The organism is Streptomyces sp. NPDC059895 (assembly GCF_042731035.1).
Lineage (GTDB): Bacteria > Actinomycetota > Actinomycetes > Streptomycetales > Streptomycetaceae > Streptomyces.
The window spans coordinates 1-24,422 of sequence record NZ_JBHWKO010000021.1; the positions used below are offsets into that span (position 1 = coordinate 1).

20 protein-coding genes, 1 tRNA gene and 2 pseudogenes are annotated in these 24,422 nt (G+C 71.9%); 15 read left to right on the top strand and 8 right to left on the bottom strand.

What is annotated here, in order from left to right; translation table 11 throughout:
• The first annotated feature begins 297 nt into the window (after positions 1–297).
• Together ACFV9M_RS23320 and ACFV9M_RS23325 are read left to right on the top strand one after the other, a co-directional pair.
• On the top strand, positions 298–1,842 hold the full coding sequence (locus tag ACFV9M_RS23320) for an MFS transporter (RefSeq protein WP_385079808.1): 1,545 nt from the start codon (positions 298–300) through the stop codon (positions 1,840–1,842).
• A 243-nt stretch (positions 1,843–2,085) separates the two neighbouring features.
• Positions 2,086–2,427: pseudogene (locus ACFV9M_RS23325) on the top strand (cation acetate symporter); the annotation flags it as partial.
• A 217-nt stretch (positions 2,428–2,644) separates the two neighbouring features.
• Here ACFV9M_RS23325 and ACFV9M_RS23330 read toward each other — a convergent pair.
• The 3 genes from ACFV9M_RS23330 to ACFV9M_RS23340 all read right to left on the bottom strand — a co-directional run bounded on the left by ACFV9M_RS23330 (position 2,645) and on the right by ACFV9M_RS23340 (position 7,947).
• The gene (locus ACFV9M_RS23330; RefSeq protein WP_385079806.1) at positions 2,645–3,496 is read right to left on the bottom strand and encodes a cellulose-binding protein; all 852 of its coding nucleotides are present in this window, start codon (positions 3,494–3,496) and stop codon (positions 2,645–2,647) included.
• Between the two features lie 223 nt (positions 3,497–3,719).
• Positions 3,720–6,914 (bottom strand): SUKH-4 family immunity protein, encoded by a 3,195-nt coding sequence (locus tag ACFV9M_RS23335; RefSeq protein ID WP_385067514.1) that lies wholly within the window; start codon positions 6,912–6,914, stop codon positions 3,720–3,722.
• Between the two features lie 7 nt (positions 6,915–6,921).
• Positions 6,922–7,947 (bottom strand): SMI1/KNR4 family protein, encoded by a 1,026-nt coding sequence (locus tag ACFV9M_RS23340; protein ID WP_385067517.1) that lies wholly within the window; start codon positions 7,945–7,947, stop codon positions 6,922–6,924.
• Positions 7,948–8,256: 309 nt separating this feature from the next.
• On the opposite strand from ACFV9M_RS23340, the gene ACFV9M_RS23345 reads away from it, so the two are divergent.
• Both ACFV9M_RS23345 and ACFV9M_RS23350 read left to right on the top strand, forming a co-directional pair.
• Positions 8,257–8,772 carry a YwqJ-related putative deaminase gene (locus ACFV9M_RS23345; protein ID WP_385067520.1) on the top strand — a complete coding sequence of 172 codons (516 nt, stop codon included), beginning with the start codon at positions 8,257–8,259 and terminating at the stop codon, positions 8,770–8,772.
• 133 nt (positions 8,773–8,905) lie between these two features.
• Positions 8,906–9,400 carry an SUKH-3 domain-containing protein gene (locus ACFV9M_RS23350; protein WP_385067523.1) on the top strand — a complete coding sequence of 165 codons (495 nt, stop codon included), beginning with the start codon at positions 8,906–8,908 and terminating at the stop codon, positions 9,398–9,400.
• 61 nt (positions 9,401–9,461) lie between these two features.
• On the opposite strand, the gene ACFV9M_RS23355 is transcribed toward ACFV9M_RS23350, so the two are convergent.
• Positions 9,462–10,751 (bottom strand): sensor histidine kinase, encoded by a 1,290-nt coding sequence (locus ACFV9M_RS23355; RefSeq protein WP_385067527.1) that lies wholly within the window; start codon positions 10,749–10,751, stop codon positions 9,462–9,464.
• 258 nt (positions 10,752–11,009) lie between these two features.
• Between ACFV9M_RS23355 and ACFV9M_RS23360 the strand changes: the two are divergent.
• The 7 genes and pseudogenes from ACFV9M_RS23360 to ACFV9M_RS23390 form a co-directional block, all read left to right on the top strand.
• Positions 11,010–11,318: pseudogene (locus ACFV9M_RS23360) on the top strand (hypothetical protein); the annotation flags it as partial.
• Positions 11,278–11,352: transfer RNA gene (locus ACFV9M_RS23365), tRNA-Gln, on the top strand. The pseudogene ACFV9M_RS23360 and the gene ACFV9M_RS23365, both read left to right, overlap by 41 nt.
• Before the next feature lie 111 nt (positions 11,353–11,463).
• Positions 11,464–12,912 (top strand): bifunctional UDP-N-acetylglucosamine diphosphorylase/glucosamine-1-phosphate N-acetyltransferase GlmU, encoded by a 1,449-nt coding sequence (gene glmU / locus ACFV9M_RS23370; RefSeq protein ID WP_385067528.1) that lies wholly within the window; start codon positions 11,464–11,466, stop codon positions 12,910–12,912.
• Between the two features lie 133 nt (positions 12,913–13,045).
• Positions 13,046–14,020, top strand: a complete 975-nt coding sequence (locus tag ACFV9M_RS23375; protein WP_385067531.1) for a ribose-phosphate diphosphokinase — start codon at positions 13,046–13,048, stop codon at positions 14,018–14,020.
• A 240-nt stretch (positions 14,021–14,260) separates the two neighbouring features.
• Positions 14,261–14,857 (top strand): 50S ribosomal protein L25/general stress protein Ctc, encoded by a 597-nt coding sequence (locus ACFV9M_RS23380; RefSeq protein WP_385067534.1) that lies wholly within the window; start codon positions 14,261–14,263, stop codon positions 14,855–14,857.
• A gap of 82 nt (positions 14,858–14,939) precedes the next feature.
• Positions 14,940–15,542 carry an aminoacyl-tRNA hydrolase gene (gene pth / locus ACFV9M_RS23385; protein WP_385067537.1) on the top strand — a complete coding sequence of 201 codons (603 nt, stop codon included), beginning with the start codon at positions 14,940–14,942 and terminating at the stop codon, positions 15,540–15,542.
• Between the two features lie 57 nt (positions 15,543–15,599).
• Positions 15,600–16,208: a hypothetical protein gene (locus ACFV9M_RS23390; protein WP_385067540.1), complete on the top strand. Its 609-nt coding sequence runs from the start codon at positions 15,600–15,602 to the stop codon at positions 16,206–16,208.
• 109 nt (positions 16,209–16,317) lie between these two features.
• Here ACFV9M_RS23390 and ppc read toward each other — a convergent pair whose 3' ends face one another.
• Complete coding sequence (gene ppc / locus ACFV9M_RS23395) at positions 16,318–19,047, bottom strand: phosphoenolpyruvate carboxylase (RefSeq protein ID WP_385067543.1); 2,730 nt, start codon at positions 19,045–19,047, stop codon at positions 16,318–16,320.
• A gap of 290 nt (positions 19,048–19,337) precedes the next feature.
• Here ppc and ACFV9M_RS23400 point away from each other — a divergent pair, with 290 nt between their 5' ends.
• Both ACFV9M_RS23400 and ACFV9M_RS23405 read left to right on the top strand, forming a co-directional pair.
• Positions 19,338–20,348: an acyl-CoA desaturase gene (locus ACFV9M_RS23400; RefSeq protein ID WP_385067546.1), complete on the top strand. Its 1,011-nt coding sequence runs from the start codon at positions 19,338–19,340 to the stop codon at positions 20,346–20,348.
• Positions 20,345–21,022, top strand: coding sequence for a TetR family transcriptional regulator (locus tag ACFV9M_RS23405; RefSeq protein ID WP_385067550.1), 678 nt, complete (start codon positions 20,345–20,347; stop codon positions 21,020–21,022). Before ACFV9M_RS23400 ends, ACFV9M_RS23405 begins: the two co-directional genes overlap by 4 nt.
• Before the next feature lie 69 nt (positions 21,023–21,091).
• On the opposite strand, the gene ACFV9M_RS23410 is transcribed toward ACFV9M_RS23405, so the two are convergent.
• On the bottom strand, positions 21,092–21,265 hold the full coding sequence (locus ACFV9M_RS23410) for a CsbD family protein (RefSeq protein WP_352247780.1): 174 nt from the start codon (positions 21,263–21,265) through the stop codon (positions 21,092–21,094).
• Positions 21,266–21,358: 93 nt separating this feature from the next.
• Positions 21,359–22,156, bottom strand: coding sequence for a trans-aconitate 2-methyltransferase (locus ACFV9M_RS23415; RefSeq protein ID WP_385067553.1), 798 nt, complete (start codon positions 22,154–22,156; stop codon positions 21,359–21,361).
• 91 nt (positions 22,157–22,247) lie between these two features.
• On the opposite strand from ACFV9M_RS23415, the gene ACFV9M_RS23420 reads away from it, so the two are divergent.
• The gene (locus tag ACFV9M_RS23420; protein ID WP_057600602.1) at positions 22,248–22,745 is read left to right on the top strand and encodes a MarR family winged helix-turn-helix transcriptional regulator; all 498 of its coding nucleotides are present in this window, start codon (positions 22,248–22,250) and stop codon (positions 22,743–22,745) included.
• 118 nt (positions 22,746–22,863) lie between these two features.
• Here ACFV9M_RS23420 and ACFV9M_RS23425 read toward each other — a convergent pair whose 3' ends face one another.
• Positions 22,864–23,637: a LuxR C-terminal-related transcriptional regulator gene (locus ACFV9M_RS23425; RefSeq protein WP_385067556.1), complete on the bottom strand. Its 774-nt coding sequence runs from the start codon at positions 23,635–23,637 to the stop codon at positions 22,864–22,866.
• Positions 23,638–23,898: 261 nt separating this feature from the next.
• Here ACFV9M_RS23425 and ACFV9M_RS23430 point away from each other — a divergent pair, with 261 nt between their 5' ends.
• Complete coding sequence (locus ACFV9M_RS23430; protein ID WP_385067558.1) at positions 23,899–24,354, top strand: GNAT family N-acetyltransferase; 456 nt, start codon at positions 23,899–23,901, stop codon at positions 24,352–24,354.
• Positions 24,355–24,422: the final 68 nt, after the last annotated feature.

A 24,422-nucleotide genomic window follows, 5' to 3' on the forward strand; every position in this document is an offset into this window, starting at 1 on the left:
GGCCGCGCCGTCGACCACCGAACGCACAAGACCACCGTCCGGATCGCGATCAACCCCTTGCCAACCACTCCAGACGGCTAACCGAGCGGCATTGCCCCTAGGGGGAGTCCACCCCCGGGCGGACTCCCCCTCCGGGTCGGCTCCCCCTTGGGGCCCACCCGAGGCTCCACCCTCCCGCCGCGTCAGGGTCAAGTGGGAAGCTGTGGCGGACGGATGGTTGCAAGGGACACGGGACGTTCCACCGGGCCCCACGCCACGGCCGGGTCCGGACGGGACACACAGGGGAGGGCATTTCCGGTGGGGGACACGAGACCCGCGACACGGCACGCGGCCCAGCGCACGGCCACCGGGAGACGGGGAGCGGTCGTCGCCGCGCTGATGCTCTCCATGGCGCTCGCCGCCCTCGACTCGACCATCGTCTCCACGGCGGTACCGCAGATCGTCGGCGACCTCGGCGGGTTCTCCGTCTTCTCCTGGCTGTTCTCCGGCTATCTGCTCGCCGTCACGGTCACACTGCCCGTCTACGGCAAGCTCTCCGACACCTTCGGCCGCAAGCCGGTACTGGTGGCCGGCGCCGCCCTGTTCCTCCTGGGCTCGCTGCTGTGCGCGCTCGCCTGGAACATGGGCGCGCTGATCGCGTTCCGTGTCGTGCAGGGCCTGGGCGGCGGCGCCCTCCAGGGCACCGTGCAGACGCTCGCCGCCGACCTGTACCCGCTGGAGGAGCGCCCGAAGATCCAGTCCAAGCTGTCGACGGTGTGGGCGGTGTCCGCGGTCGCGGGGCCGGGCGTGGGCGGTCTGCTGGCGGCGTACGCCGACTGGCGGTGGATCTTCCTGGTCAACCTGCCCGTCGGCGCGGTGGCGTTGTGGCTGATCGTGCGTCACCTGCACGAGCCGCGGCGGGAGTCCCCGGCACGCGCGCGTGCCGGCGCCGGTCCGGAAGGGACGCCCCGCGCGCGTGCCGACGTCGACTGGGCGGGCGCGCTGACGGTGTTCGCGTGCGGGGGCGTGCTGCTGACCGCGCTGGTGCAGGGCGGGGTGGCCTGGCCGTGGCTGTCGGCGCCGTCGCTCGCCCTGTTCGCCGCGGGCCTCGCCCTGGCCGGGCTCGTCGTGGTCGTCGAACGCCGTGCCGCGCAGCCGATCATCCCCGGCTGGGTCTGGCGCCGCCGTACGATCGCGGCGGTCAACCTCGCGCTGGGCGCGCTGGGTCTGCTGATGGTGGCGCCCACGGTGTTCCTGCCGACGTACGCCCAGTCGGTGCTGGAGCTGGATCCGGTGTCCGCCGGGTTCGTGCTGTCGGTGTGGACGCTGAGCTGGCCGGTGTCGGCCGCGCTGAGCCAGCACGTGTACCGGCGCATCGGCTTCCGTGACACCGCCCTGCTCGGCATCGGCGCGGCCGCGCTGGTGCTGCTGGCGTTCCCTCTCCTGCCGTATCCCGGCGAGGCCTGGCAGCCGACGGTGCTGATGCTGCTGCTGGGCGCCGCACTGGGCCTGTTCCAGCTGCCGTTGATCGTCGGTGTGCAGTCGACGGTCGGCTGGTCGGAGCGGGGCACCACGACGGCGTCGGTGCTGTTCTGCCGCCAGACGGGCCAGACGGTCGGCGCGGCCGTCTTCGGCGCCGTCGCCAACGGTGTCCTGGCGGCCCGTCTGGGCGGCGCGGGCGACCTGGACTCCGTCACGGGCGCCCTGGACTCCGGGCCGGCGCAGGAAGCCACCCGGCGCGCCGTCGCGGACGCCGTGCACGCCGTCTACCTGGGCGCCTCCTGCGCCGCCGCCCTCGCCTTCGTCGTCCTGCTGCTGGTGGCACCGCGCCGCTTCCCGGTGCTCACGCAGCAGGGCGACTGAGAACGCCCGGGCACTCCGAGCCCGCGGTGGCCGGCCCCCGACCCCGAGTCACGTCAAGGGTTACCGTCCGTAAGTGGGTAACGTGCGTCCCTCCCACCCCGCCTCCCTGCGGTCCGCCGCCTCGGCCCCGAGCCACGCAAGGAGACGCGGGATGACGCACGACGCGTCCACGCCGCCCCACTTGACGTACCCCTGGCAGCCACCACCGCCCGCCGGCCACCCGCCCGCCGCACGCCGCTCCGCCTCGGCGCCTCGGCCCTGGCCCCCGCCCTGGTCTACAGCCTCTTCTGGCGCCACTACACCCGGACGGGCCTGCCGAGCACCCTCATCGGGGGCACCCTGTCGGTCCTGCTGATCATGCCCGGCCCCAACCCGGTCTCCGGCTCCCCGGCCGCCGCCTTACCGGACGCCGACTTCAACTGGTTCCCGTTCACCACCACCGGCCTCGTCACCATCCCCCTCGGCTTCGCCCTCGGCTGGCTGGGGACGGTCGCGTCGGGCCGCCGCAAGGCGGAGGAGCAGCGGCGCCAGTACGAGGCGGTGGAGGGAGGGATCCTGGCGGGGGCGGTACGGAGGGAGGGCTGAGGAGGACGAGCCGACAGGGCGGGAGCCGAGGAGACCGGAGGCGGGGAAGCCGGCCGCCCGGGAGCCCGTCGGCCGACCGCACAGGAGCCTTTCGGCCGGGAGCCGGGAGCCCGTCGGCCGGGAGCCGGAAGTCCGTCGGCCGGGAGCCGGGAGCCCGGTGACGAGGGCCGAGAGGCCGAGACGCCGAGACGCCGAGAGCCGGAAGGGAACGGCCCGGCTACTCGACCACGCGCCCCGTGAGCGCGCTCAGGTTGTTGCGCACGGAGTCCATGTGCGCCTGTACGTGGTCCCACCGCTCGCCGTGCTCGCGCAGCACCCGTTCCGTCTCGCGCGCGATGCGGTCCTTGCGCACACGCGCCTCGGCGAGGATCTCGGCGGCACGCGCGCGTGCCTCCTCCTGACGCCGCCGGGACGCCTCCTCCGCCTCGGCGAACTCGCGCTCCGCCTCGGCCAGGGCCTCCTCGGCACGGGCCACCGACCGGGCGTGCTGCGCTTCGAAGGCGGCGGCCCGTTCGGCCTCCTCGCGCTCCGCCACCTCCAGCCGCTCGGCGTGCACCCTCTTCGGTTCGACGAGCAGACCGGCGGTGCGCTGCCGCACGTCGCGCAGCCCGTTGAGCGCCTCGCCGCGGAACTCCTTCACCTTCTTCCGGGCGGAGACCCGGATGCCGTGCGCCTCGGCGCGTGCCGCGATCAGCCGCAGACGGGCCTGCTCCTTGGCCTCCTCGCGGAGCTCCTCCGCCTGCTCCCGCGCCGCCCTGCGCACGGCAGCGGCGTGCGACTCGGCCTGCGCGACCTGCTCGGCGGCTTCGCGCCGGGCGTTCTCCCGCACGGCCGACGCCTCCTCCTGCACGATCTGGAACAGTCGCCGTGCGCGCTCCCCGAGGCTGTCGTACGTCTGCGGCGCGAGCTGCGGCACGGTCTCGCGCAACCGCTCGGCCTCCACCGTCATCTCCTTGACGAGGACGGTGAGCCGGGCGACCCGCTCCCAGGCGGCATCGCGTTCGGCGGAGAGCGCGGCGGTGTACGCCTCGACCTCTTTGGGCCGGTAGCCGCGCCCGAGAACAGTCACGAACCCGGGCGTTGACACTTTGGCGCTGCTCATCCTGTAGCCCCTCTCCACCAAAAAGACGCGAAATGATGATTTCCCGCATATCTTGATGTATCGGACTTAACTGTTCATAACGCGACACTCCGGGCGCGGGCTACGGGCGGCACCGGACACGAAAAGGGCCGGGCCCGGTCACACGACCGGGCCCGGCCCTCCTCCCGCACACGTCAGCGGGGCGTACGCCTCACAGCAGCCCGTCCCACATCTGCTCCAGCAGCACCGACCACCAGCTCTCCGGCGAACCGAGCGCCGCCGGATCCAGCGCGGCCAACTGGGCCTGGAAGTCGACGGTCCAACGGCCCGCCTGCTCCTGGTTCAGACCGAACCGCAGCCGCCACATCCGCCCCAGCAGCGCGAGGCAGCGCGCGAACTCCGGCAGCCCCGTGTTCACGAACTGCGGCGGCACCGGCGCCCCGCCCGGCCCCGCCTCCACCGGCACGGCGACGATGTTCGCCGTCCCGTACTGCACACAGATCGCCTTGCCGAAGTCACTGCCCATGACGAGGTACGAGCCCGCGTCCGACGCCGGCTGCACACCCCGCTCCGCCGCCAGCTCCGCCAGCGTCGGCACCGGCCGCCCCGGCTGGGCCTGCGCCCAGAAGAAGGGACCCATGTCCATCGGCAGCCCCGCCACCACCAGCGTGTGCGCCACGACCGGCGGCACACCCTGCCGGGACACCGCCGCCTGCTCGAACCGGAACACCCCGGGCCCGAACGCCGCCCCCAGCTCCTGCGCCACCGCCTCCGGCGGAAGCGGCGGCGCCGGCTGCACCGGCGGCAACGGCGCCCGCACCGGCGCGGGGCGCGCGGGACCGTCGGCCACCTGGTGCAACTCGCCCTGATGGGCCAGCAACTGCCGCATCCCCTGCTGCCGGCTCGCGTGATCCGTCCCGTAGGGGGCGATGCTCGTGATGCGCGCCTGCGGCCACTGCTCCCGGATCATCCGCGCGCAGTACGCCCCCGGCAGCTCGCACGACTCCAGCTCGGTGTGCAGCTCCAGCACCTGGTCCGGCGGCACGTTCATCGCCCGCAGCTCGTGGAAGATCTGCCACTCCGGATGCGGCGTCCCCGGCGCCGAACGCCGGATCAGCTGCTGCTCCGAACCGTCCTGCGCGCGGTAGCGCAGCACGGCCTGGTAACCGGGGCCGACCGTCGGCTGCCCCTGCTGCGGATACCCGTACGCCGGCGGCTGCCCCGGCACCGGCACACCCGGCGGAGGCATCGCGCCGGGCGGAGGCACGGCCCCCGGCGGCGGCACGGCACCCGGAGGCATCGGCTGCGGGGCGCCCGGAGGCATCCCCGGGGCACCCGGCACACCGGGAACGCCGGGGGCGTGCGGAGCAGGCGGAGGGGGCACGCCGGGGCCGCCCGGCGGGGGCGCGGCCAGCATCGTCTCCGCATGGTGAACGGCACCCCGCGCGCCCCCCGCGGAGCCATGCCCGCCCGGGGCACCACCAGGCATACCGGGGGCGCCCGGAGCACTCTGGGCGCCAGGCACGTTGGGACCGCCCGGGGCTCCCAGGGCACCCGGGGCACCCGGGGACTGCGTGCCCGCGCCCGGACCCATCCGACCGGGGTCGGCCAGCATCGTCGCGGCATGGTGGACACCGCCCGGCGGCGTGCCGCCGGGGGCGTTCGGCGGAGTCGGCGGGGCCGACGGGCCGGACTGCCCGGGCGAACCGGGCGGATTGGGCAGACCGGGCGGATTGGGCGGATTGGGCCCGCCCGGTGCACCCGGTGCACCCGGTGCACCCGGTGCACCCGGCCCCCCCGGCCCGTCGGGGCCGAGCGCCGACACGAGCCGCGTCGGCACATAACCACCCGCAGGAGCACCCGGGGCACCAGGCGCACCGGGCGCACCGGGGCCGGGAGAGGGCGGAGCAGGAGGCGGGGGCGGCGTGACTCCCGGCCGTACACCCGGCATCCCCGGCGCTCCCGGCGGGGGCGGCGGGGTCGCCCCACCACCACGCCCACGGCGCGGAGGTGCCGCCTTGCTGGTCGCGGCGTCGGCGATGTCACCGGCGTGCGGCGCGAGCGGCCGCGCCGGAGCGGCCGCGGCACCCGGTGTACCCGGAGCGCCGGGGACCTGCGGCGCACCCGGGGCCTGCGGGTAGCCGTACGACTGCGCACCCGGCGGCGGCGTGCCCTGAGGACCACCCGGAGGCGGAGTTCCGGGAACCCCCTGAGGCGGAGTTCCGGGGGGAACCCCCGGAGCACCGGGCCCCTGCGGATAGCCGTACGACCGCGCACCGGACGGAGGCGGGGGAGGCGGCGGAGTGCCACCCGGCACACCACCACTCGGCGTACCCGCGCCAGGCGCATACGGCGCACCCGGCGCCCCCTGCGCACCACCCGACGCGTTCGGGTCACCCAGCGCCGGTGCGACCGCCGTCTGCGGAAGCCGGCTGCCGCCCGAGATCAGAGCCGTCTTGGCCTCGGGCTGGGACGAGGGCGGCGGCACCTCGTCGTCGGAACCGCTCAACGACGGCGCGAAAACCGTCGCGGGAAGGGGAACGGAACGGTCCTCCCCCGCATCGGCGTTGGTGTCCGTACCCGTCCAGGGCGTGGCCCCGACAGGCACGGCGGGCGCCTCCGGAACAGAAGGCACGGACGCACCGGCACCGGCACCCGAACCGGCACCCGAGCCCGCCCCGACACCGGCACCCGAGCCCGCCCCGGCACCGGTACCGGCCCCACCCCCGGCACCGGCACCGACACCGGCACCAGCCCCCGCGTCCACAGGCACCCCGGCCTGCGTCCGGGGCAGCGCCGGATCAGGCGTCACAGACCCACCGACCCCACCGGCCCCATCGGCCCCACCAGGCCCACCGGACCCATCGGCCCCACCGGCCCCACCGGACCCACCGGCCCCACCAGGCCCACCGGCCCCACCGAACCCACCGGCCGCACCAGGCCCATCAGACCCACCAGCCCCATAGGCGGCCCCACCAGACACCCCCGCACCCTCCGCCGGCCGCCCCTCCGCAGCCCCCCGCTCCCCGATCCCCAGCCTGTCCGCCGCCTCCTGCAACCACTCCGGCGGTGACAACAGGAACGACGTCTGATTCAGATCCACCCGAGCCGCCGGCGCCGGCGCCGCATCGGCGACCTCGCCCTCCGGACGCCCGTACTCCTCCTCGTACCGCCGGATCACCTCACCCACCGGCAGCGACGGCCACAGCGAGGCCTCCCCGCTGTCCCGGGCGAGCACCAACCGCTGCCCGCCCCCGTCCGACCGCGGGCCGTCCGCACGGTCCTCGGCCCACACCACGAAGCCGAGCCCGAACTCCCGCACCCGCACCTCACGATGCTGGTACGCCGGAACGTCCCCGTTGACCCACTCTTCCCCGCGCTCCTGCGCCTGCGCGAACGTCACCATCGCCGAATCACTCCCCCGCGCCCACGGACGACACCGGCGCGACCCGCGCGAACCCACCGTCCACCATCAGGTTCGCCACCGTCTCCAACTCCGGAGGCCGACCCGCCAGACGCGACAGGAACACGTCGAAATCCTCACCGCACGGCAGCAACAACCGCTCCACCCGCTCCGCCGGCGACCACGCCGGATCCACGTCCCGCGCGTCGTCGTACGCGCAGAACCACACCGAACCGACCCGCTCGCCCTTCACCTTCACGGCCAGCAGACCGCCCTGCACGAACCCGACACCCAGATAGTCCTTCGTCAGATGGTCCCGCAGACACTTGTTCACGTACACCAGGTCATTGACCGCCGCCTCGTCCCGCACCGTGAAGAACGGCTGGTCCACCAGCAGCCCCAACTCCGCGTCCAGCGCCACCCCCACCGGCGCACACCCACCCGCCGCCTTCAGGAACGACCGGTACGCACCCGGCAGCCGGTACCCGAGATCCTCCTCGACCCCCTGCACCTGCGACTCCGTCACCGCCACACCCGACTTCGGCAAACCGAAATGCGCCGGACGCGTCTCCTGCAACGGACGCGTCCCCCGCTTCCCCTGATCCACCACAGCCGTCGCGACACCACCGTGATGCCGCAACAACGCCTTCACCTCGACCGGCACCAGCTCCAGCCGCCGCGAACCCACCACGTGATGCCACGTCCAGCCGTGCGGCGTCGCCACACTCGCCACCGTGTCCCACAACTCGTGCCCCGACGCCGCCAGCGCCGCGTTCGCCGACACGTAGTCCGTCAGCCGCAACTCGTCGACCCCGAACCCCTCCGGAGGCTCCGCGATCTCCGCCGCCGCCCGCGCATAAGGGGAGAAGTCGGGGTAACCCCGCTCATCGACCCGTACCCCCCTCGGGTGACGCGAGGCCCGCACCGGATCCGGGAAATGCACGACCTGCCCGGCATAAGCCGCGTTCGGCGGCACGGCGTGTCCCCCGGCCTGGCGGCTGGGCGGTGCCCCCAGCCCGAGCCGACCTGTCGTCATGGCGGTTGCCCCCTGCGGCACTCGGTACGGACCACAGCGACCGGTCCCGCTTCCGGTACCGGCCACCACATCCCGTATGCGGCTGTCTCCAACGGTCTCCCCGCGCGTCAACCGCGCGCCGGGCGGTGCCGACAGCCTATGCGGTACGACGACACCGGTCACCGGCCCTCCACTTCCGTGACCAGCCGTCACCCCGCCGTGACAGCCCGCCCCCGCACGGGCGTGTCGCACCGCCCCAGCTTCCACACCCGCCACGCCATTTGGCACCCTGTGTCCTCCGGGGGGATGCTCGGGAGGGGAAAGACGATCATGAACGCCACGCAAACGGGACCGCACACGAGCCACTCCGGCGACCCCCGCATCGGCTGGAGCCACGACGAGACTCCCCACGCCCCCACCCTCCGCCACCGCCGCGACGGCATACTCCCCACCATCGCCGCCGCCCTCTCCGTCCGCGGCGCCACCCTCACCGGCACCGCCGCCCGAGGCGACCGGCCCCCCGCGCTCCACCCCCTCGTCCAGGACTTCCTGGACACCCTCACCAGCAACCAACGCGACCGCTTCACCGGCCGCTGCGCCGAGGCACTCCTCATCTCCCGCCACCTCACCACCGCCGACTCCGCCCGCAGCAGACGCGCGGCCCGCAGACCCATGACCAACGGCGAAGCCCGCAAAGCGCTCAAACACGCCAAACTCACCGCCCGACGCATCCGCGAGGACGGCGACCCCCTCCACGGCAGCTTCGCCACCCCCTGCCGCGCCTGCACCGCCCTCAGCGCCCACTTCGGCGTCCGCATCGTCGACCCCACCCCGACCGACGCCTGACCCCCGCCCCACCCCCCACACACACAGCCACCCCCACCCCCACCCCCACCCCACACCCACATCACGGGCGGCCCCCACCACGCCCCGGACCTCGACCCCGACCTCGACCCCGACCTCGACCCACGACAGGCAGATGCACCCCGACCGCACCTCCACCACCCGCTTCCCCGTACCCGTCGACGCCGCCCTCCGCGCCGCCGGCTGGCAGCCCGGGCGCTGGGACATCAAACAAGCCGAGATCTGGGCCGACACCCTCCGCGACCACACCTCCCCCGCAGGCCACCGCCACGCCGTCTTCCCCGCCGCCGTCGAAGCCTGGGCCGAATTCGGCGGCCTCCACATCACCCCCACCGGCCCCGGCCGCCAGATCGCCCCCGTCAACCTCGACCTCGACCCCCTCCACGGCCTCCACCTCGCCCGCACCCTCGGCGACCTCGGCCGCGCCCTCCACACCGACGTCAGCCCCCTCGGCACCGAGACCGAGAGCCAGGCACTCCTCGCCATCGACGCCGAAGGCCGCGTCTACGCCCTCGACCACACCGGCGACTGGTACCTCGGCCCCGACATCGACCAAGCCCTCGGCACCCTCGTCTCCGGCATCGCCCCCGTCCGCCTCACCGCCGGCTGACCACGCCACCCCCGGCCCCCACCCCCCGGCCCCACCCCCCGGCCCCACCGCCGTAGCCCGCCTACGCCGCCGGAATCACCGCCGACACCCGAAAACCCCCCGCCTCCGTCGGCCCCGACACAAACACCCCACCCAGCCCCACCACCCGCTCCCTCATCCCCACCAGCCCGTTCCCCCCCGACGGCAACCCCGCCGACGACGCCGACCCCACCTCCGACGGCGGCTCGTTCTCCACCTGCATCGCGATCTCCGCCACCCGATGCGCCAACCTCACATGCGTCTTCGCCCCCGCCGCATGCTTGTGCACATTCGTCAACGCCTCCTGCACCACCCGGAACGCCGTCTGCTCCACCTCCGGCGCGTACGCCCGCACCTCCCCCTCCACCGACAGCTCCACCACCATCCCCGCAGCCGCCGACTGCCCCACCAGCTCCTCCAACTCCGACAGACACGGCCCCTCACCCTCCTCCCCACCCCGCGACACCACCGGCGCCGCCACCACCGCCACCGGCGCCGCGGCCCGCCGCACCCCCTCACCGCTGCGCAACACCCCCAGCATCTCCCGCAACTCCGTCAACGCCTGCCGCCCCATGTCCCCCACCAACACGGCATTGCGCACCGCCTTCTCCGGATCCTTGCGCGCCACCGCCTGCAACGCCGCCGCATGCACCACCATCAGGCTCACCCGATGCGCCACCACGTCATGCATCTCCCGGGCGATCCGCGTCCGCTCCTCACTCCGCGCCCACTCGGCCCGCTCCTCCGCCCGCTCGGCCAGCAGCTGCAACTCCCGCTCCAGACTGTCCGCCCGCTCCCGCAGACTCTCCATCAGCCGCCGCCGCGCCCCCACGTACAGCCCCAGCAGCACCGGCGGCGCCGTCAGCCCCAGCGACGTCGTGATCGAGGCGAACGGGACGAACCAGTCCCCCAGATCAAGATCCCCCCGCACCATGTCCTGCCGCACCCGCACGAACGTCACGATCAACGTCCCTACCAGCTGCATCCCCGCCAGCGACCCGATGATCCGCCGCGGCAGCTCCGACGCCGCCAGCGTGTACAGCCCCACGATCCCCATCAGGAAGCCCATCTGGGCAGGGGTGATCGCGATCGAGACCAGCACCACCGCGATGGGCCAGTGCCTGCGCACCAGCAACACGGCCCCCGCGAGCAGCCCGAAGACCACCCCCGCCGCCATCGGGATCCCCGCGTCCCGCGCGAACGGAATCCCCTCCACCGCACACTCCGCGGCCGACACCACCGCCAGACCGCAGTCGAACACCGCACTGCGCCGCCTGGCCCACCACCACGGCCCTCCCCGAGCCGTCGTGCGCTCTTCCCCCGTCGAGGTCATGCCTCCAGCCTACGGGCGCCGGCCCCGGCTTTTCCGGCGACTTTCCACGACCGCCCCACACCACGCCCCACAACCGAACAACCCCGAAACCCACCGGTATCCCTCGAACTGCCGAACCACGACCGTTCGACCCCGGAACCCCTTATTCCGCCCGGGCGATATCCCTATGGCACATTCCACAGGCAAGTACGCGGACTTCGAGGCGTTACGGAACCGGGCGGTCGCCCTGCGACGGGCCGGCCACAGCCTCCGGCAGATCTCCACGAGTCCGCGGACGTCGCAGCGGCGGAGCGCTACCGGGCCGACCTCGTCGGCGTCGACACTCCCACCCCAGGCAGGACAGTCCTCGAGAAGCACAAGCCGACAACCGTGCGCAAGAACACGGGAGAGGCCTATCGGGGCCGCATTGGCATCAGAGTGCGACAAGGGGCCGATCTGTACCGTCGCATCGAAGGCTGGTGGTGCGGCATAGTAGGTGCCGCGACCTCAACGGACCAGCAAGATGTCCGTTTGGATCACTATGCACTCCCCTGTGGTGTAATTGGCAACACGGGTCACTTTGGATGATTTGTTCCAGGTTCGAGTCCTGGCAGGGGAGCCAGACCGGCAGGCGGGCCCTGACAGCAACGTCAGGGCCCGCTCACATGTCCCCCAAGAAACGCCCCGGTATCCTTCGGATGTCTCCACCCCTACACAGCCGAAGGGCAACTCCGTGAGCGCCATTCGCCCGGCAGCCGTCGTCGTTCTCGCAGCGGGTGAGGGCACCCGCATGAAGTCGGCCACACCGAAGGTCCTGCACGAGATCTGTGGCCGCAGCCTCGTGGGTCATGTGCTGGCGGCCGCCCGCGAGTTGAAACCGGAGAACCTGGTCGTCGTGGTCGGGCACGCGCGGGAGCAGGTCACCGAGCACCTCACCGGGATCGACCCCGAGGTGCGGACCGCGATCCAGGCGGAGCAGCACGGCACCGGGCACGCCGTCCGGATGGGCCTGGAGCAGCTCGGCGGGGAGGTCGAGGGGACGGTCGTGGTCGTCTGCGGTGACACTCCCCTGCTGACGGGCGCGACGCTGGCGGAGCTGGCGGCGACGCACGAGGCGGACGGCAATGCCGTGACGGTGCTGACGGCGGAGGTGCCGGATGCGACGGGGTACGGCCGGATCGTGCGGGACGAGGTGTCCGGTGCGGTGACGGGGATCGTGGAGCACAAGGACGCGACCGCGGCGCAGCGGGTGATCCGTGAGATCAACTCGGGTGTGTTCGCCTTCGACGGTCGGTTGCTGGCGGAGGCGTTGAAGCAGGTGCGTACGGACAACAGTCAGGGTGAGGAGTACCTGACGGACGTGCTGTCGATCCTGCGCGAGGCCGGTCACCGGGTGGGGGCCTCCGTGGCGGGTGATCACCGTGAGATCGCGGGGATCAACAATCGGGTGCAGTTGGCGGAGGCGCGGCGGATTCTCAACGACCGTCTGCTGACGGCGGCGATGCTCGCGGGTGTGACGGTGGTGGATCCGGGGACGACGTGGGTCGATGTGACGGTGTCGTTCGAGCAGGACGCGGTGGTGCATCCGGGGACGCAGTTGCTGGGGTCGACGCATGTCGGTGAGGGTGCCGAGGTGGGTCCGAACAGCCGGTTGAAGGACACGACGGTGGGGGCCGGGGCGCGGGTGGACAACACCGTGGCCGATGGTGCGCGCGTGGGGCCGCAGGCGACGGTGGGTCCGTATGCCTATCTGCGTCCGGGGACGCGTCTGGGGTTGAAGGCGAAGGTGGGGACGTACGTCGAGACGAAGAACGCGTCGATCGGGGAGGGGACGAAGGTTCCGCACCTTTCCTACGTCGGTGACGCGACGATCGGTGAGTACACGAACATCGGTGCGGCGAGTGTGTTCGTGAACTATGACGGGCAGGACAAGCACCACACGACGGTGGGGTCGCACTGCCGTACGGGTTCGGACAACATGTTTGTGGCTCCTGTCACGATCGGGGACGGCGCGTACACCGCCGCGGGGTCGGTGATCACCAAGGATGTGCCGCCCGGTTCGCTGGCCGTGGCCCGTGGTCAGCAGCGGAATATCGAGGGTTGGGTGGCTCGTAAGCGTCCGGGCAGCGCGGCGGCGAAGGCGGCCGAGGCGGTGTCGGGGCAGGGTGGTGGCGAGGGCTGAGGGGAACGGTCACGCCGATCTCGGCGTACCGTGATAGGTGCAACCCGCACCCCCACCAGCTGAGACGGCCGCGTCGCGCCCAGTGGCGAGGTCTCTCGACAGCCGGCTGAGAAACCTCTGAGGAGACAGTGCTGTGACCGGGATCAAGACGACCGGCGAGAAGAAGTTGATGTTCTTCTCCGGCCGCGCCCACCCCGAGCTTGCCGAGGAGGTCGCCCACCAGCTGGGTGTCGGGGTCGTCCCGACGAAGGCCTTCGACTTCGCCAATGGTGAGATCTACGTTCGTTACCAGGAGTCGGCTCGTGGTGCGGACTGTTTTCTGATCCAGAGCCACACGGCTCCGATCAATAAGTGGATCATGGAACAGTTGATCATGATCGACGCCCTGAAGCGTGCGTCGGCGCGTTCGATCACGGTGATCGTGCCGTTCTACGGTTATGCGCGGCAGGACAAGAAGCACCGTGGCCGTGAGCCGATCTCGGCGCGTCTGATCGCGGACATGATGAAGACGGCGGGTGCGGACCGGATCCTCACCGTCGATCTGCACACGGACCAGATCCAGGGCTTCTTCGACGGTCCGGTGGATCACCTGTTCGCGCTGCCGCTGCTGGCGGACTACGTGGGCGGCAAGGTGGACAAGACGAAGCTGACGGTGGTCTCGCCGGACGCCGGCCGGGTGCGGGTGGCGGACCGCTGGTGCGACCGTCTGGGCGCGCCGCTCGCCATCGTGCACAAGCGGCGCGACAAGGACGTGGCGAACCAGGTGACGGTCCACGAGGTCGTGGGCGAGGTCGAGGGTCGTGTGTGTGTCCTGGTGGACGACATGATCGACACGGGTGGCACGATCTGTGCGGCCGCGGACGCGTTGTTCGCGCACGGCGCGGAGGACGTGATCGTGACGGCGACGCACGGTGTGCTGTCGGGTCCGGCGGCCGATCGTCTGAAGAACTCGAAGGTGAGCGAGTTCGTGTTCACGAACACGCTGCCGACGCCGGGTGAGCTGGAGCTGGACAAGATCACGGTGCTGTCGATCGCGCCGACGATCGCGAGTGCGGTGCGTGAGGTGTTCGAGGACGGTTCGGTGACGAGCCTGTTCGACGAGCAGTGAGGTGCCCGACACTGCGCATGATCGATTCTGCTGGCGGTTCCCCCTGACCGGTTGATCGATTGATCGATTTCTCTGCGGCCTCCCGCGCCGAGTAGACTGCTCCAGTTGCTCGGCGAGGGAGGCCGTACGCGCGTCTTCGGACGATCGGTACGGCGGTCCGTTATCGACGCGCTCTTCGTAGCAGGCCGTTCGTGGCCGGGTGACCCCGTCCGTTCCTGATTTCTACGAGGAGTGATCCATATGTCCGAGGTGAAGCTCGCCGCCGAGACGCGCACCGAGTTCGGCAAGGGTGCCGCGCGTCGTATCCGCCGCGACAACAAGGTCCCCGGTGTTCTGTACGGTCACGGCTCCGACCCGCTGCACCTGACCCTGCCGGGCCACGACCTGCTGCTGGCGCTGCGTACGCCGAACGTCCTGATCTCCCTGGACATCGACGGCAAGTCCAACGAGCTGGCGATCCCGAAGTCCGTGCAGCGCGACCCGCTGAAGGGTTTCCTCGAGCACGTCGACCTGCAGCTGGTCAAGCGGGGCGAGAAGGTCACGGTCGAGATCCCGGTCCAGACCGAGGGTGAGCTGGCGGCGGGTGGCAACCTGCTGGAGCACGTCCTGAACGCGCTGCCGGTCGAGGCCGAGGCCACGCACATCCCGGAGGCGGTCACCGTGTCCGTGGAAGGGCTGGCGGCCGGTGCGTCGATCCACGCCAAGGACATCACGCTGCCGAACGGCGTGACGCTGGCGGTCGACGAGGACGCGGTCGTTCTCCAGGTCCTGGCCGCGCAGGCCGAGGAGGCCGCGGAGGGCGAGGAGACCGAGGGCGCAGAGGTCGCCGAGGCCTGATCCTCGCCTTCGTCGTCGTTTCGTCAGCCGCTGTTCCCGTGCGTCGTGTACGGGGGCAGCGGCTGGCGCGTATCAAGGAGACATGGACGTGACGAGCGACCCCAACGCCCCCTGGCTGATCGTGGGGCTGGGCAATCCGGGGCCGGAGTACGCGATGAACCGGCACAACGTGGGGTTCATGGTGGCCGATCTGCTGGCCGAGCGGGTCGGGGGGAGGTTCAAGCGGGCGAGCAAGGCGCAGGCGCAGGTCGTCGAGGGGCGGATCGGTCCGCCGGGGCCGGCGAACCGGCGGGTGATCCTGGCGAAGCCGATGTCGTACATGAATCTCTCCGGTGGTCCGGTGAACGCGCTGCGGGACTTCTACAAGGTGCCGGTGGCGCACGTGGTGGCGGTCCATGACGAGTTGGACATCGACTACGGGACGCTGCGGCTGAAGCTGGGGGGCGGGGACAACGGGCACAACGGGCTGAAGTCGATGACGAAGGCGTTCGGTGCGGACTACCACCGGGTGCGGTTCGGGATCGGGCGGCCGCCGGGGCGGATGCAGGTGGCGGATTTCGTGCTGAAGGACTTCGCGTCGGCGGAGCGCAAGGAGCTGGACTACTTCGTGGACCGGGCGGCGGACGCGGTGGAGTGTCTGGTGATCGAGGGGTTGGAGCGGGCGCAGGGCACGTACAACTCCTGAGGCGGTTCGCACGGCGGAGGTTGACGGGTCGTTCAGGCATGGCCAATGATCCTCGCCATGCCTGTCACAGCCGCATCGTCCCGTGGGGCGCGGTCGCACCGGGGGTCGTCACCCAAGGGCCGGGCGCCGTCCCGTAAGGGCCGGGGGTCGTCCCGTAAGGGCCGGGGGTCCGCCCGTGCGGCGTCCCGTCCGGTCTCCCGTCCGGCTTCGCTCGTCGCGCTGCGGTTCGGCCGGCTGGCGGCGATGGGCGCGGTCGCCGTGCTCATCCTGGTAGCGGGGGTGTGGGGGTCGTGGGGGACGGCGCAGCACGTGATGCTGACGAAGGGGCGGGAGCAGGGCACGATCGTGGTGGCCCGGTGCGGTGAGGAGTCGTGTTCGGGGCCGTACACGCCGTTGTCGGCGGGGTCGACGGCGCGGGCGCGGGTGGTGATCGAGAAGTCGGTGGCCGTGCGGAAGGGCCGGACGTACACGGTGGTGATCAAGCCGGACAGTGACCAGGTGGTGCGGTCGGGTCCGGCGGGGGTGCTGTACGCGTGGGTGCCGATGGGGGGTGCGCTGCTGCTGGCGTCGGTGGTGGTGGCGGGCGGGCTGGGGCGGACGCGTGCGGGGTGGGTGCTGGCGGGGTCGGGGGTGGCGTTGCTGTCGGCGGCGTTCGTGACGATCTGAGCGTGTGGGCGCGAGGGCGTCCGGGGGGTGCAGGGGGGCGTGGAACGCGGCGAAGGGCGCCTCCGGGACCGTACGGCCTCGGGGGCGCCCTTCGTGCGGGTGGTGCGGGTCAGCCGGTGTTGCGCAGGCCGGCGGCGACGCCGTTGACGGTGAGGAGGAGGGCGCGGGCGAGGAGGGGGTCGGGTTCCTCGCCGGCGGTCGCGGCGTCGCGCTGGCGCTTGAGCAGGGCGACCTGGAGGTAGGAGATGGGGTCGAGGTAGGCGTCGCGGATGGCGAAGGTCTGCTTCAGGACGGGCTGGGCGTCCAGCAGTTCCTGTTCGCCGGTGATCTTCATGACCTCGGCGACGGTGAGCTCGTGTTCGGCCTGGATGGTGTCGAAGACGTGCTTGAGCTCGTCGGGGACGAGGGTGTCGACGTAGTGGCGGGCGATGCGCAGGTCGGTCTTGGCCAGGGTCATCTCGACGTTGGAGATGAAGTTGCGGAAGAAGTGCCACTGTTCGTGCATCTCGTCGAGCACGGTGTCCAGGCCCGCCTCGCGCAGGGCCTTGAGGCCGGAGCCGACGCCGAACCAGCCGGGGACGATCTGCCGGGACTGGGTCCAGCCGAACACCCACGGGATGGCGCGCAGGCCGTCGAGCGAGACGCCGGAGCCCGGGCGGCGGGAGGGCCGGGAGCCCAGGTGCAGGTCGGCGAGCTGGTCCACCGGTGTCGACGCGAGGAAGTACGTCGGCAGGTCGGGGTCCTCGACGAGCTTCCGGTAGGCGGTGTGGGCGGCGTCGGAGACGACGTCCATCGCGGCGTCCCAGCGGGCGAGGGCCTCGTCGGACTGGCGGGGGGCGGTGTGCAGGGCGGAGGCCTGGAGGGTGGCCGCGACGGTCAGTTCCAGGTTCTCCCTGGCCAGGGAGGGGATGAGGTACTTGTCGGAGATGACCTCGCCCTGTTCGGTGACCTTGATCTCGCCTTCGAGGGTGCCCCAGGGCTGGGCGAGGATGGCGTCGTGGGAGGGGCCGCCGCCGCGGCCGACGGTGCCGCCGCGGCCGTGGAAGAGGCGCAGGCGCACGCCGTAGCGGTGGGCGACGTCGCGCAGGCGGCGCTGGGCGCGGTGGATCTCCCACTGGCTGGTGGTGATGCCGCCGAACTTGGAGGAGTCGGAGTAGCCGAGCATGACCTCCTGGACGTCGCCGCACAGCGCCACGAGGCGGCGGTACGACGGGTCGGAGAGCATGTCCTCCAGGATGGTGTCGGCGGCCTTGAGTTCGTCGGTGGTCTCCAGCAGCGGGACGATGCCGATCTTGGCCCAGCCGGCGTGCAGGTCGACCAGGCCGGCCTCGCGGGCGAGGACAGCGGCGGCGAAGACGTCGTCGGCGCCCTGGCACATGGAGATGATGTAGGACTCGATGACCTCGGGTCCGAAGACCTCCAGGGCGCGCTTGACGGTGAGGAAGACGCCGAGCGTCTTCTCGCCGGCGGCGTCGACGGGGGCCGGGGTGCCGGCCAGCGGCCGCCGTGAGCGGAGCTCCTTGGCGAGCAGCTTGGTGCGGTATTCGCGGGGCATGTCCGCGTACCGCCAGGATTCCTCGCCGAGGCGGTCGAAGAGCTGGCCGAGGGCGTGGTGGTGGGCGTCGGCGTGTTCGCGGACGTCCATGGTGGCGAGCTGGAGACCGAAGGCGGCGAGGGTGCGGATGGTGCGGTTCATGCGGCCGTCGGCGAAGAGGGCGCCGCGGTGCTCGCGCAGGGAGCTCTGGACGAGGGTGAGGTCCTCGAGGAGCTCGCTGGTGCCGAGGTAGTCGTGGCCGGGCTCGTGGGGGGTGCCGGTGGCGAGGCGCTGCTTGGTGTTCTCGAGCTTCTGCCGGATGCAGGTGGCCTTGAGGCGGTAGGGCTCTTCGGCGTTGAGGCGCTTGTAGCGCGGGCTGATCTCGGGCAGGCGTTCGAGGTCGGTGCGCAGGGACTCCAGCAGCTCTTCGGTGGCGCCGGTGTAGCGGATGGAGTTGGAGAGGAAGCCGCGGAGTTCGTCGATCATCTCCAGGGCGTCGTTGATGCCGTGTTCGTGCTGGAGGATGAGGACGTCCCAGGTCACCTGGGGGGTGACGTTGGGGTTGCCGTCGCGGTCGCCGCCGATCCAGGTGCCGAAGGTGAGCGGGCGGGTGTCGTCCGGGAGGGTGACACCGACGCGTTCGAGTTCGGCGGTGAGGTCCTCCAGGACGTCGCCGACGGCGCCCGCGTGGAGTTCGTCGAGGTAGTAGACGGCGTTGCGGGCCTCGTCGGCGGGTTCGGGGCGGACGACGCGCAGTTCGTCGGTCTGCCAGACGAGGTCGATGTTCTCGGCCAGTCGGGTGTCGTGGCGGCGGCGGTCGGATTCGATGACCGGGGTCTCCAGGAGCGCGGCGATGCGCCGGAGCTTGTTGAGCACCGACCGGCGGGCGGCCTCGGTGGGGTGGGCCGTGAAGACGGGGCGGACGTTGAGGTGGCGGACCGTCTCGCGGATGTGCTCGGGGTCGGCGTCCTTGAGGCGGTCGGCGGTGCGGGCGAGCAGGCCGCCCTCGGCGGCGCGCTTGGCGCGCAGTTCGCGGCCGCGGTGGACCTGCTCGGTGACGTTGGCCAGGTGGAAGTAGGTGGAGAAGGCGCGGACCAGCTTGGCCGCGGTCTCCAGTTCGGTGCCGCGCAGCAGCTCGGCGGCGGCCTCGCCGTCCTCTCGGGTGAGGCGGCGGACCTTCTCTACCAGCTCGAGGAGCTCGGGGCCCTCCTGCCGTACGAGGGTCTCGCCGAGGAGGTCACCCAGTCGGCGGATGTCGGCGCGCAGCTCGGTGCTGGTCGTCGTCTGGTCGTCGGCACTGCTCACAGGTGCGGCTCCTTGCAGTGTTGAAGCTCATCTGGGAGGGAACCCGTCAGGCCGGGCCGGGCGGCGCTGCCGCTTACGGTCCGGACATCGGGGAAGAAAGTCAGAGCGGACCGCGCTGTCCGACCGTCTCCAAGGATAGGTGTCCGTGCGGACGCGCAGGCTGGCGGGCTCTTGCCGCCGGGCTGCGCACTGCCATACTTACGACACCGTAGGTTACGCAACCGTAGGAAGTCCGCGCGGTTGCCGCCTCGGCTTCTGCCTCACCGTCCACGACCCCACAGGGGACGCGCATGACCACAAGCTCCGACGTGATCGAAGACCCTTCCACGACGCCCGGCGGCTCCTCGGCGCTCTCCGCCACCCTGGGTGGCGAGCAGAAGCGTTCGATCGAGCAGATCACGCTGCTGCTCTTCATCACCGTCCCGTTCCTGGCCCTGCTGGCGGCGGTGCCGCTGGCGTGGGGGTGGGGGGTGAGCTGGCTGGACCTCGGTCTGCTGGTCTTCTTCTACTTCCTGGCATGCCACGGCATCACGATCGGCTTCCACCGGTATTTCACGCACGGCTCCTTCAAGGCCAGGCGGCCCCTGCGGATCGCGTTGGCGATCATGGGGTCGATGGCGGTGGAGGGGCCGCTGGTGCGGTGGGTGGCCGACCACCGCAAGCACCACAGGTTCTCCGACGCGGAGGGCGACCCGCATTCGCCGTGGCGGTTCGGGGAGACGGTTCCGGCGCTGATGAAGGGCCTGTGGTGGGCGCACATCGGCTGGATGTTCGACGAGGAGCAGACCCCGCAGGACAAGTACGCGCCGGATCTGATCAAGGACGGGGCGATCCGGGCGATCTCCCGCCAGTTCGTGCTGTGGACGGCCGTGTCGCTGTCGCTGCCGGCGCTGATCGGCGGGCTGGTGACGATGTCCTGGTGGGGCGCGTTCACCGGCTTCTTCTGGGGCTCGCTGGTGCGGGTGGCGCTGCTGCACCACGTGACGTGGTCGATCAACTCGATCTGTCACGCGGTGGGAAAGCGGCCGTTCCGGTCGCGCGACCGGTCGGGCAACGTGTGGTGGCTGGCGGTCCTGTCGTGCGGTGAGTCCTGGCACAACCTGCACCACGCCGATCCGACGTCGGCGCGGCACGGTGTGGAGCGCTGGCAGCTGGACTCGTCGGCGCGGTTCATCCGCTGGTTCGAGGCGCTCGGCTGGGCCTACGACGTGCGCTGGCCGTCACGCTCGCGTATCGATTCCCGCCGGAACACGGGCGGGGGCGGCTCCCGGCGCCGGAAGGCGACCGCCGACGCGGCATGATGGACGCCGTGGCGACCGACTCCAGCAGTACCCCGAGCAATGAGAAGCCGCGGCGAGCGCGTCGCACCCGGATGACCGGTGCCGAGCGCCGCCAGCAGCTGCTGGAGATCGGTCGCACCCTCTTCGCGGCGAAGGGTTTCGAGGGCACGTCGGTGGAGGAGATCGCGGCGAAGGCCGGGGTGTCCAAGCCGGTGGTGTACGAGCACTTCGGCGGCAAGGAGGGCCTGTACGCGGTGGTGGTGGACCGCGAGATGCGGCGGCTGCTGGACATGGTGACCGGCTCCCTGACCGCCGGCCACCCGCGTGAGCTGTGCGAGCAGGCGGCCTTCGCGCTGCTGGACTACATCGAGGAGTACACGGACGGGTTCCGCATCCTGGTCCGGGACTCCCCCATCCCCCAGTCCACGGGTTCCTTCGCCTCCCTCATCTCCGACATCGCCACGCAGGTGGAGGACATCCTGGGGCGTGAGTTCAAGAGCCGGGGCTTCGACCCGAAGCTGGCGCCGCTGTACGCGCAGGCGCTGGTGGGGATGGTGGCCCTGACCGGGCAGTGGTGGCTGGACGTGCGCCGTCCGAAGAAGGCGGAGGTCGCGGCGCATCTGGTGAACCTGGCGTGGCACGGCCTGGACGGCCTGGAGCAGAAGCCCCGCCTGATAGGGCACCGCAAGAGCTGACACGTGCGAGGGGCCCCGTCCACCTGGACGGGGCCCCTTACACGTGTGCGGGTCGCTGTCGCCGCGGGGTCAGCGCTTGAAGACGTCCTTCGCCTTCTCCTTGGACTGGCGGGCGTCGCCCTTGGCCTGCTCGGCGCGGCCCTCGGCCTCCATCCGCTCGTTGCCCACGGCACGGCCGACCGTTTCCTTGGCCTTGCCCTTGGCCTGCTCCATCTTCGCCTTGGACTTCTGCTCGCCTGCCACTGTCCATCACTCCCAGTCAGGTCTGCGGTCTGTCTCATCACTACGGGTGACCCGTGGGGCGGGGTTCAAACACCGGGCGGGAGACAGGGGAGGTCAGGGCACCTTGCGGGCGACGGCGAACAGGCGGCGGAAGGGCAGGACCGTGCCGTAGGGGTGGCGGGGGTAGGCCGTGCGCAGCAGGTCGCGGTAGTCGGTGACGAAGGCGTCGCGGGCGTCGGGGTCGTCGGCGAGGGCGTCGAGGACGGGGCGCAGGCCGGTGCCCTTGACCCAGTCGAGGACGGGGTCCTCGCCGGTCAGGACGTGGTGGTACGTCGTCGTCCACACGTCGGTGGCGCAGCCGAGGCGGGCGAGCCGGTCGAGGTAGACGTCGGGGGCGTGGACAGAGTCCGCGGGGCGCAGGGCGGGGCCGACGCGGGCCTTCCAGCGGGGGGTGTTGGCGAGTTCGCGCATGAGGGCGTGCAGGGGTGCGTCGTAGGCGTGGGGGACCTGGAAGGCGAAGGTGCCGCCGGGGGCGAGGCCGTCGAGCCAGGCGGGGAAGGCGTCGAGGTGGCCGGGGACCCACTGGAGGGCCGCGTTGGAGACGATCAGGTGGAACGTCTCGGCCGGGGTCCAGTCGGCGAGGTCGGCGTGGGCGAAGTCGAGGCGTGCGCCCGCGTGCGTCCGGGCGCGGTCGAGCATGTGGGGGGAGTTGTCGTAGCCGGTGACGCGGGCGGTGGGCCGGCGGTCGGCGAGGACGGCGGTGAGGTGGCCGGGGCCGCAGCCGAGGTCGGCGATGCGGGGCGGGTCGCCGGGCAGGTCGGGGACGCGGGCGAGGAGGTCGGTGAAGGGGCGGGCGCGGTGGCCGGCGTGGCGCAGGTACTGGGTGGGGTCCCAGGAGGGGTTGGTGGTCATGTCCGTCACTTTCCCCAACCTCCTATATCTTGACGCCAAGATACTCGACACCAAGAGACTTCATGTCGACACAACCACTACACTGATCGTCATGGAGGACGAGGTCGATCGGCTGGTCGCAGCGTGGCGCCGGGAGCGCCCGGACCTCGACGTGGAGCCGCTGGAAGTGCTCAGCCGGGTGAGCAGGCTGGCCCGGCACCTGGACCGGGCGCGCCGTCTGGCGTTCTCCGAGCACCAGCTGGAGCCGTGGGAGTTCGACGTGCTGACGGCGCTCCGCCGCGCGGGGGCTCCGTATCAGCTGTCGCCGGGGCAGTTGCTGACCCAGACGCTGGTCACGTCGGGCACGATGACGAACCGCATCGACCGTCTGGCGAAGAAGGGTCTGGTCGAGCGGCTGCCCGATCCGAGCGACCGGCGCGGTGTGCTGGTGCGGCTCACGGACGACGGCAAGGACCGCGCCGACCAGGCGCTGGCCGGGCTCCTCGACCAGGAGCGGGCGATCCTGGCCGAGCTGTCCCACGCCCAGCGCGGCGAACTGGCCGGGCTGCTGCGCCAGCTGACCGCCCCGTTCGACAACATCCCGGGCTGAGGCCCGCCGCGCGGCTCACGCCGGATGCGGGCCCGGGGCTCGCGTGAGGCGACCGGAGACGAGTCCGGCGGCTCGCGTGAGGCGACCGGAGACGAGTCCGGCGGCTCGCGCGGACCCGTCAGGCGCTGTTGGTCTCCTCCTGCCTGATCCGCCCGGCCGGCCCCAGGTCCACGGGACCCACGCCCGCCCGGCGGGCGAGGGCGACGGCGGCCAGGGTGGAGTGCACGCCCAGTTTGCCGAGGACGTTCTGCATGTGGGTGCGGACGGTGTGCGGGGAGAGGAACAGCCGCTCGGCGACGGCCTTGCGTCCCAGGCCCGCGACCATGCAGCGCAGCACCTCCCGCTCGCGCGGGGTGAGGGACTCCACGAGCCGCTCGCTCTCGGTGCGGTGCTTGCGGGCGGCGGTCAGTTCCTTGAGCACGCCGGTGAGCAGGGCGGGCGGCAGGTGCGTCTCCTCCCGCAGCACCCCGCGGATGACGGTGAGCAGCCGCGACAGCGAGCAGTCCTTCGCCACCCAGCCGGACGCCCCGGCCTGCAGGGCGAGGGCGGCGCGCCGCGGATCGTCCTTCTCGGCGAGGACGACGACCCGGACGTGCGGCTGGGCGCCGCGGACCCCCGTGACGAGTGTGATCCCGTCGACGAGCCCGTCCTCCCCCACCTCCTGCACGGGCACCGCGGACCGTACGCCCGGCAGGTGGCCGCCCAGATCGGCGTCGACGAGCAGCACGTCGTACCGGCGTCCCTCGGCGGCCGCGCGCTCCAGGCTGCGCAGGGCCGCCGGGCCGCTGCCGGCCGCGGAGACGTCGACGTCGGGCTCGGCGGCCAGGGCGGCGGCGAGCGACTCGGCGAAGATACGGTGGTCGTCGACGACCAGAACACGGATACGAACCACGAAACCCCCTTCCCCAGGCTCCTTCACGGAGCAGGGGATACCCCAGGTCCGGAGAAACGACGACCGGCGCGGGCACGACGCCCGCGGGGTGGTGCGGATGGCACGGCCGCCGCCGTGCAGACATCGATACCCCCACCGCGGGCGCCGTACCCGACTGTCTCGCCCCCTGATCAGCACCGGCCCCCACCGGTGCTGCTCACAGCGTAGGGCTGTGCGCGACGAGCGGAAGGCAATTCGCAGAACTGGCCGTCCTGCGCGTTTATGGTGTGCCGCATGTTTCGTCTTGAGACAGAAGTCGACAGGGCTCGGCGCGATCTTCTCCGTTCGCGGCTCCGCGACACCAACACGGTGGCCTCCCCGGTCCTGCGCGCCCTGCGCGGCACTCCCGCCGAGCGGGAGACCCCCCTCCACGTCTGGGCGTCGGACCGGTCCGGCGAGCTGGCCGGCGGACTCGTCGGCCACACCTGGACCACCTGGCTGCACGTCACCTACCTCTGGGTCGACGAGCGCCACCGCGGCACGGGCCTCGGCACCCGCCTGCTCACGGAGGCCGAACGCGTCGCCCGGGACCGGCGGGGCTGCCGCCGGGCACGGCTGGAGACCTGGGACTTCCAGGCCCCGGAGTTCTACCGGCGGCGGGGCTACGAGGTGGTGTGCGTGATCGAGGACTATCCGCCGGGGCACACGGAGTTCACGCTGACGAAGCGGCTGGGGTGAGCGGGGCGGCCACCGGCCGCCGTGGCGATGTGCCTCTCCGCCGACAGCGCGCAACGGCACCGGCCCCG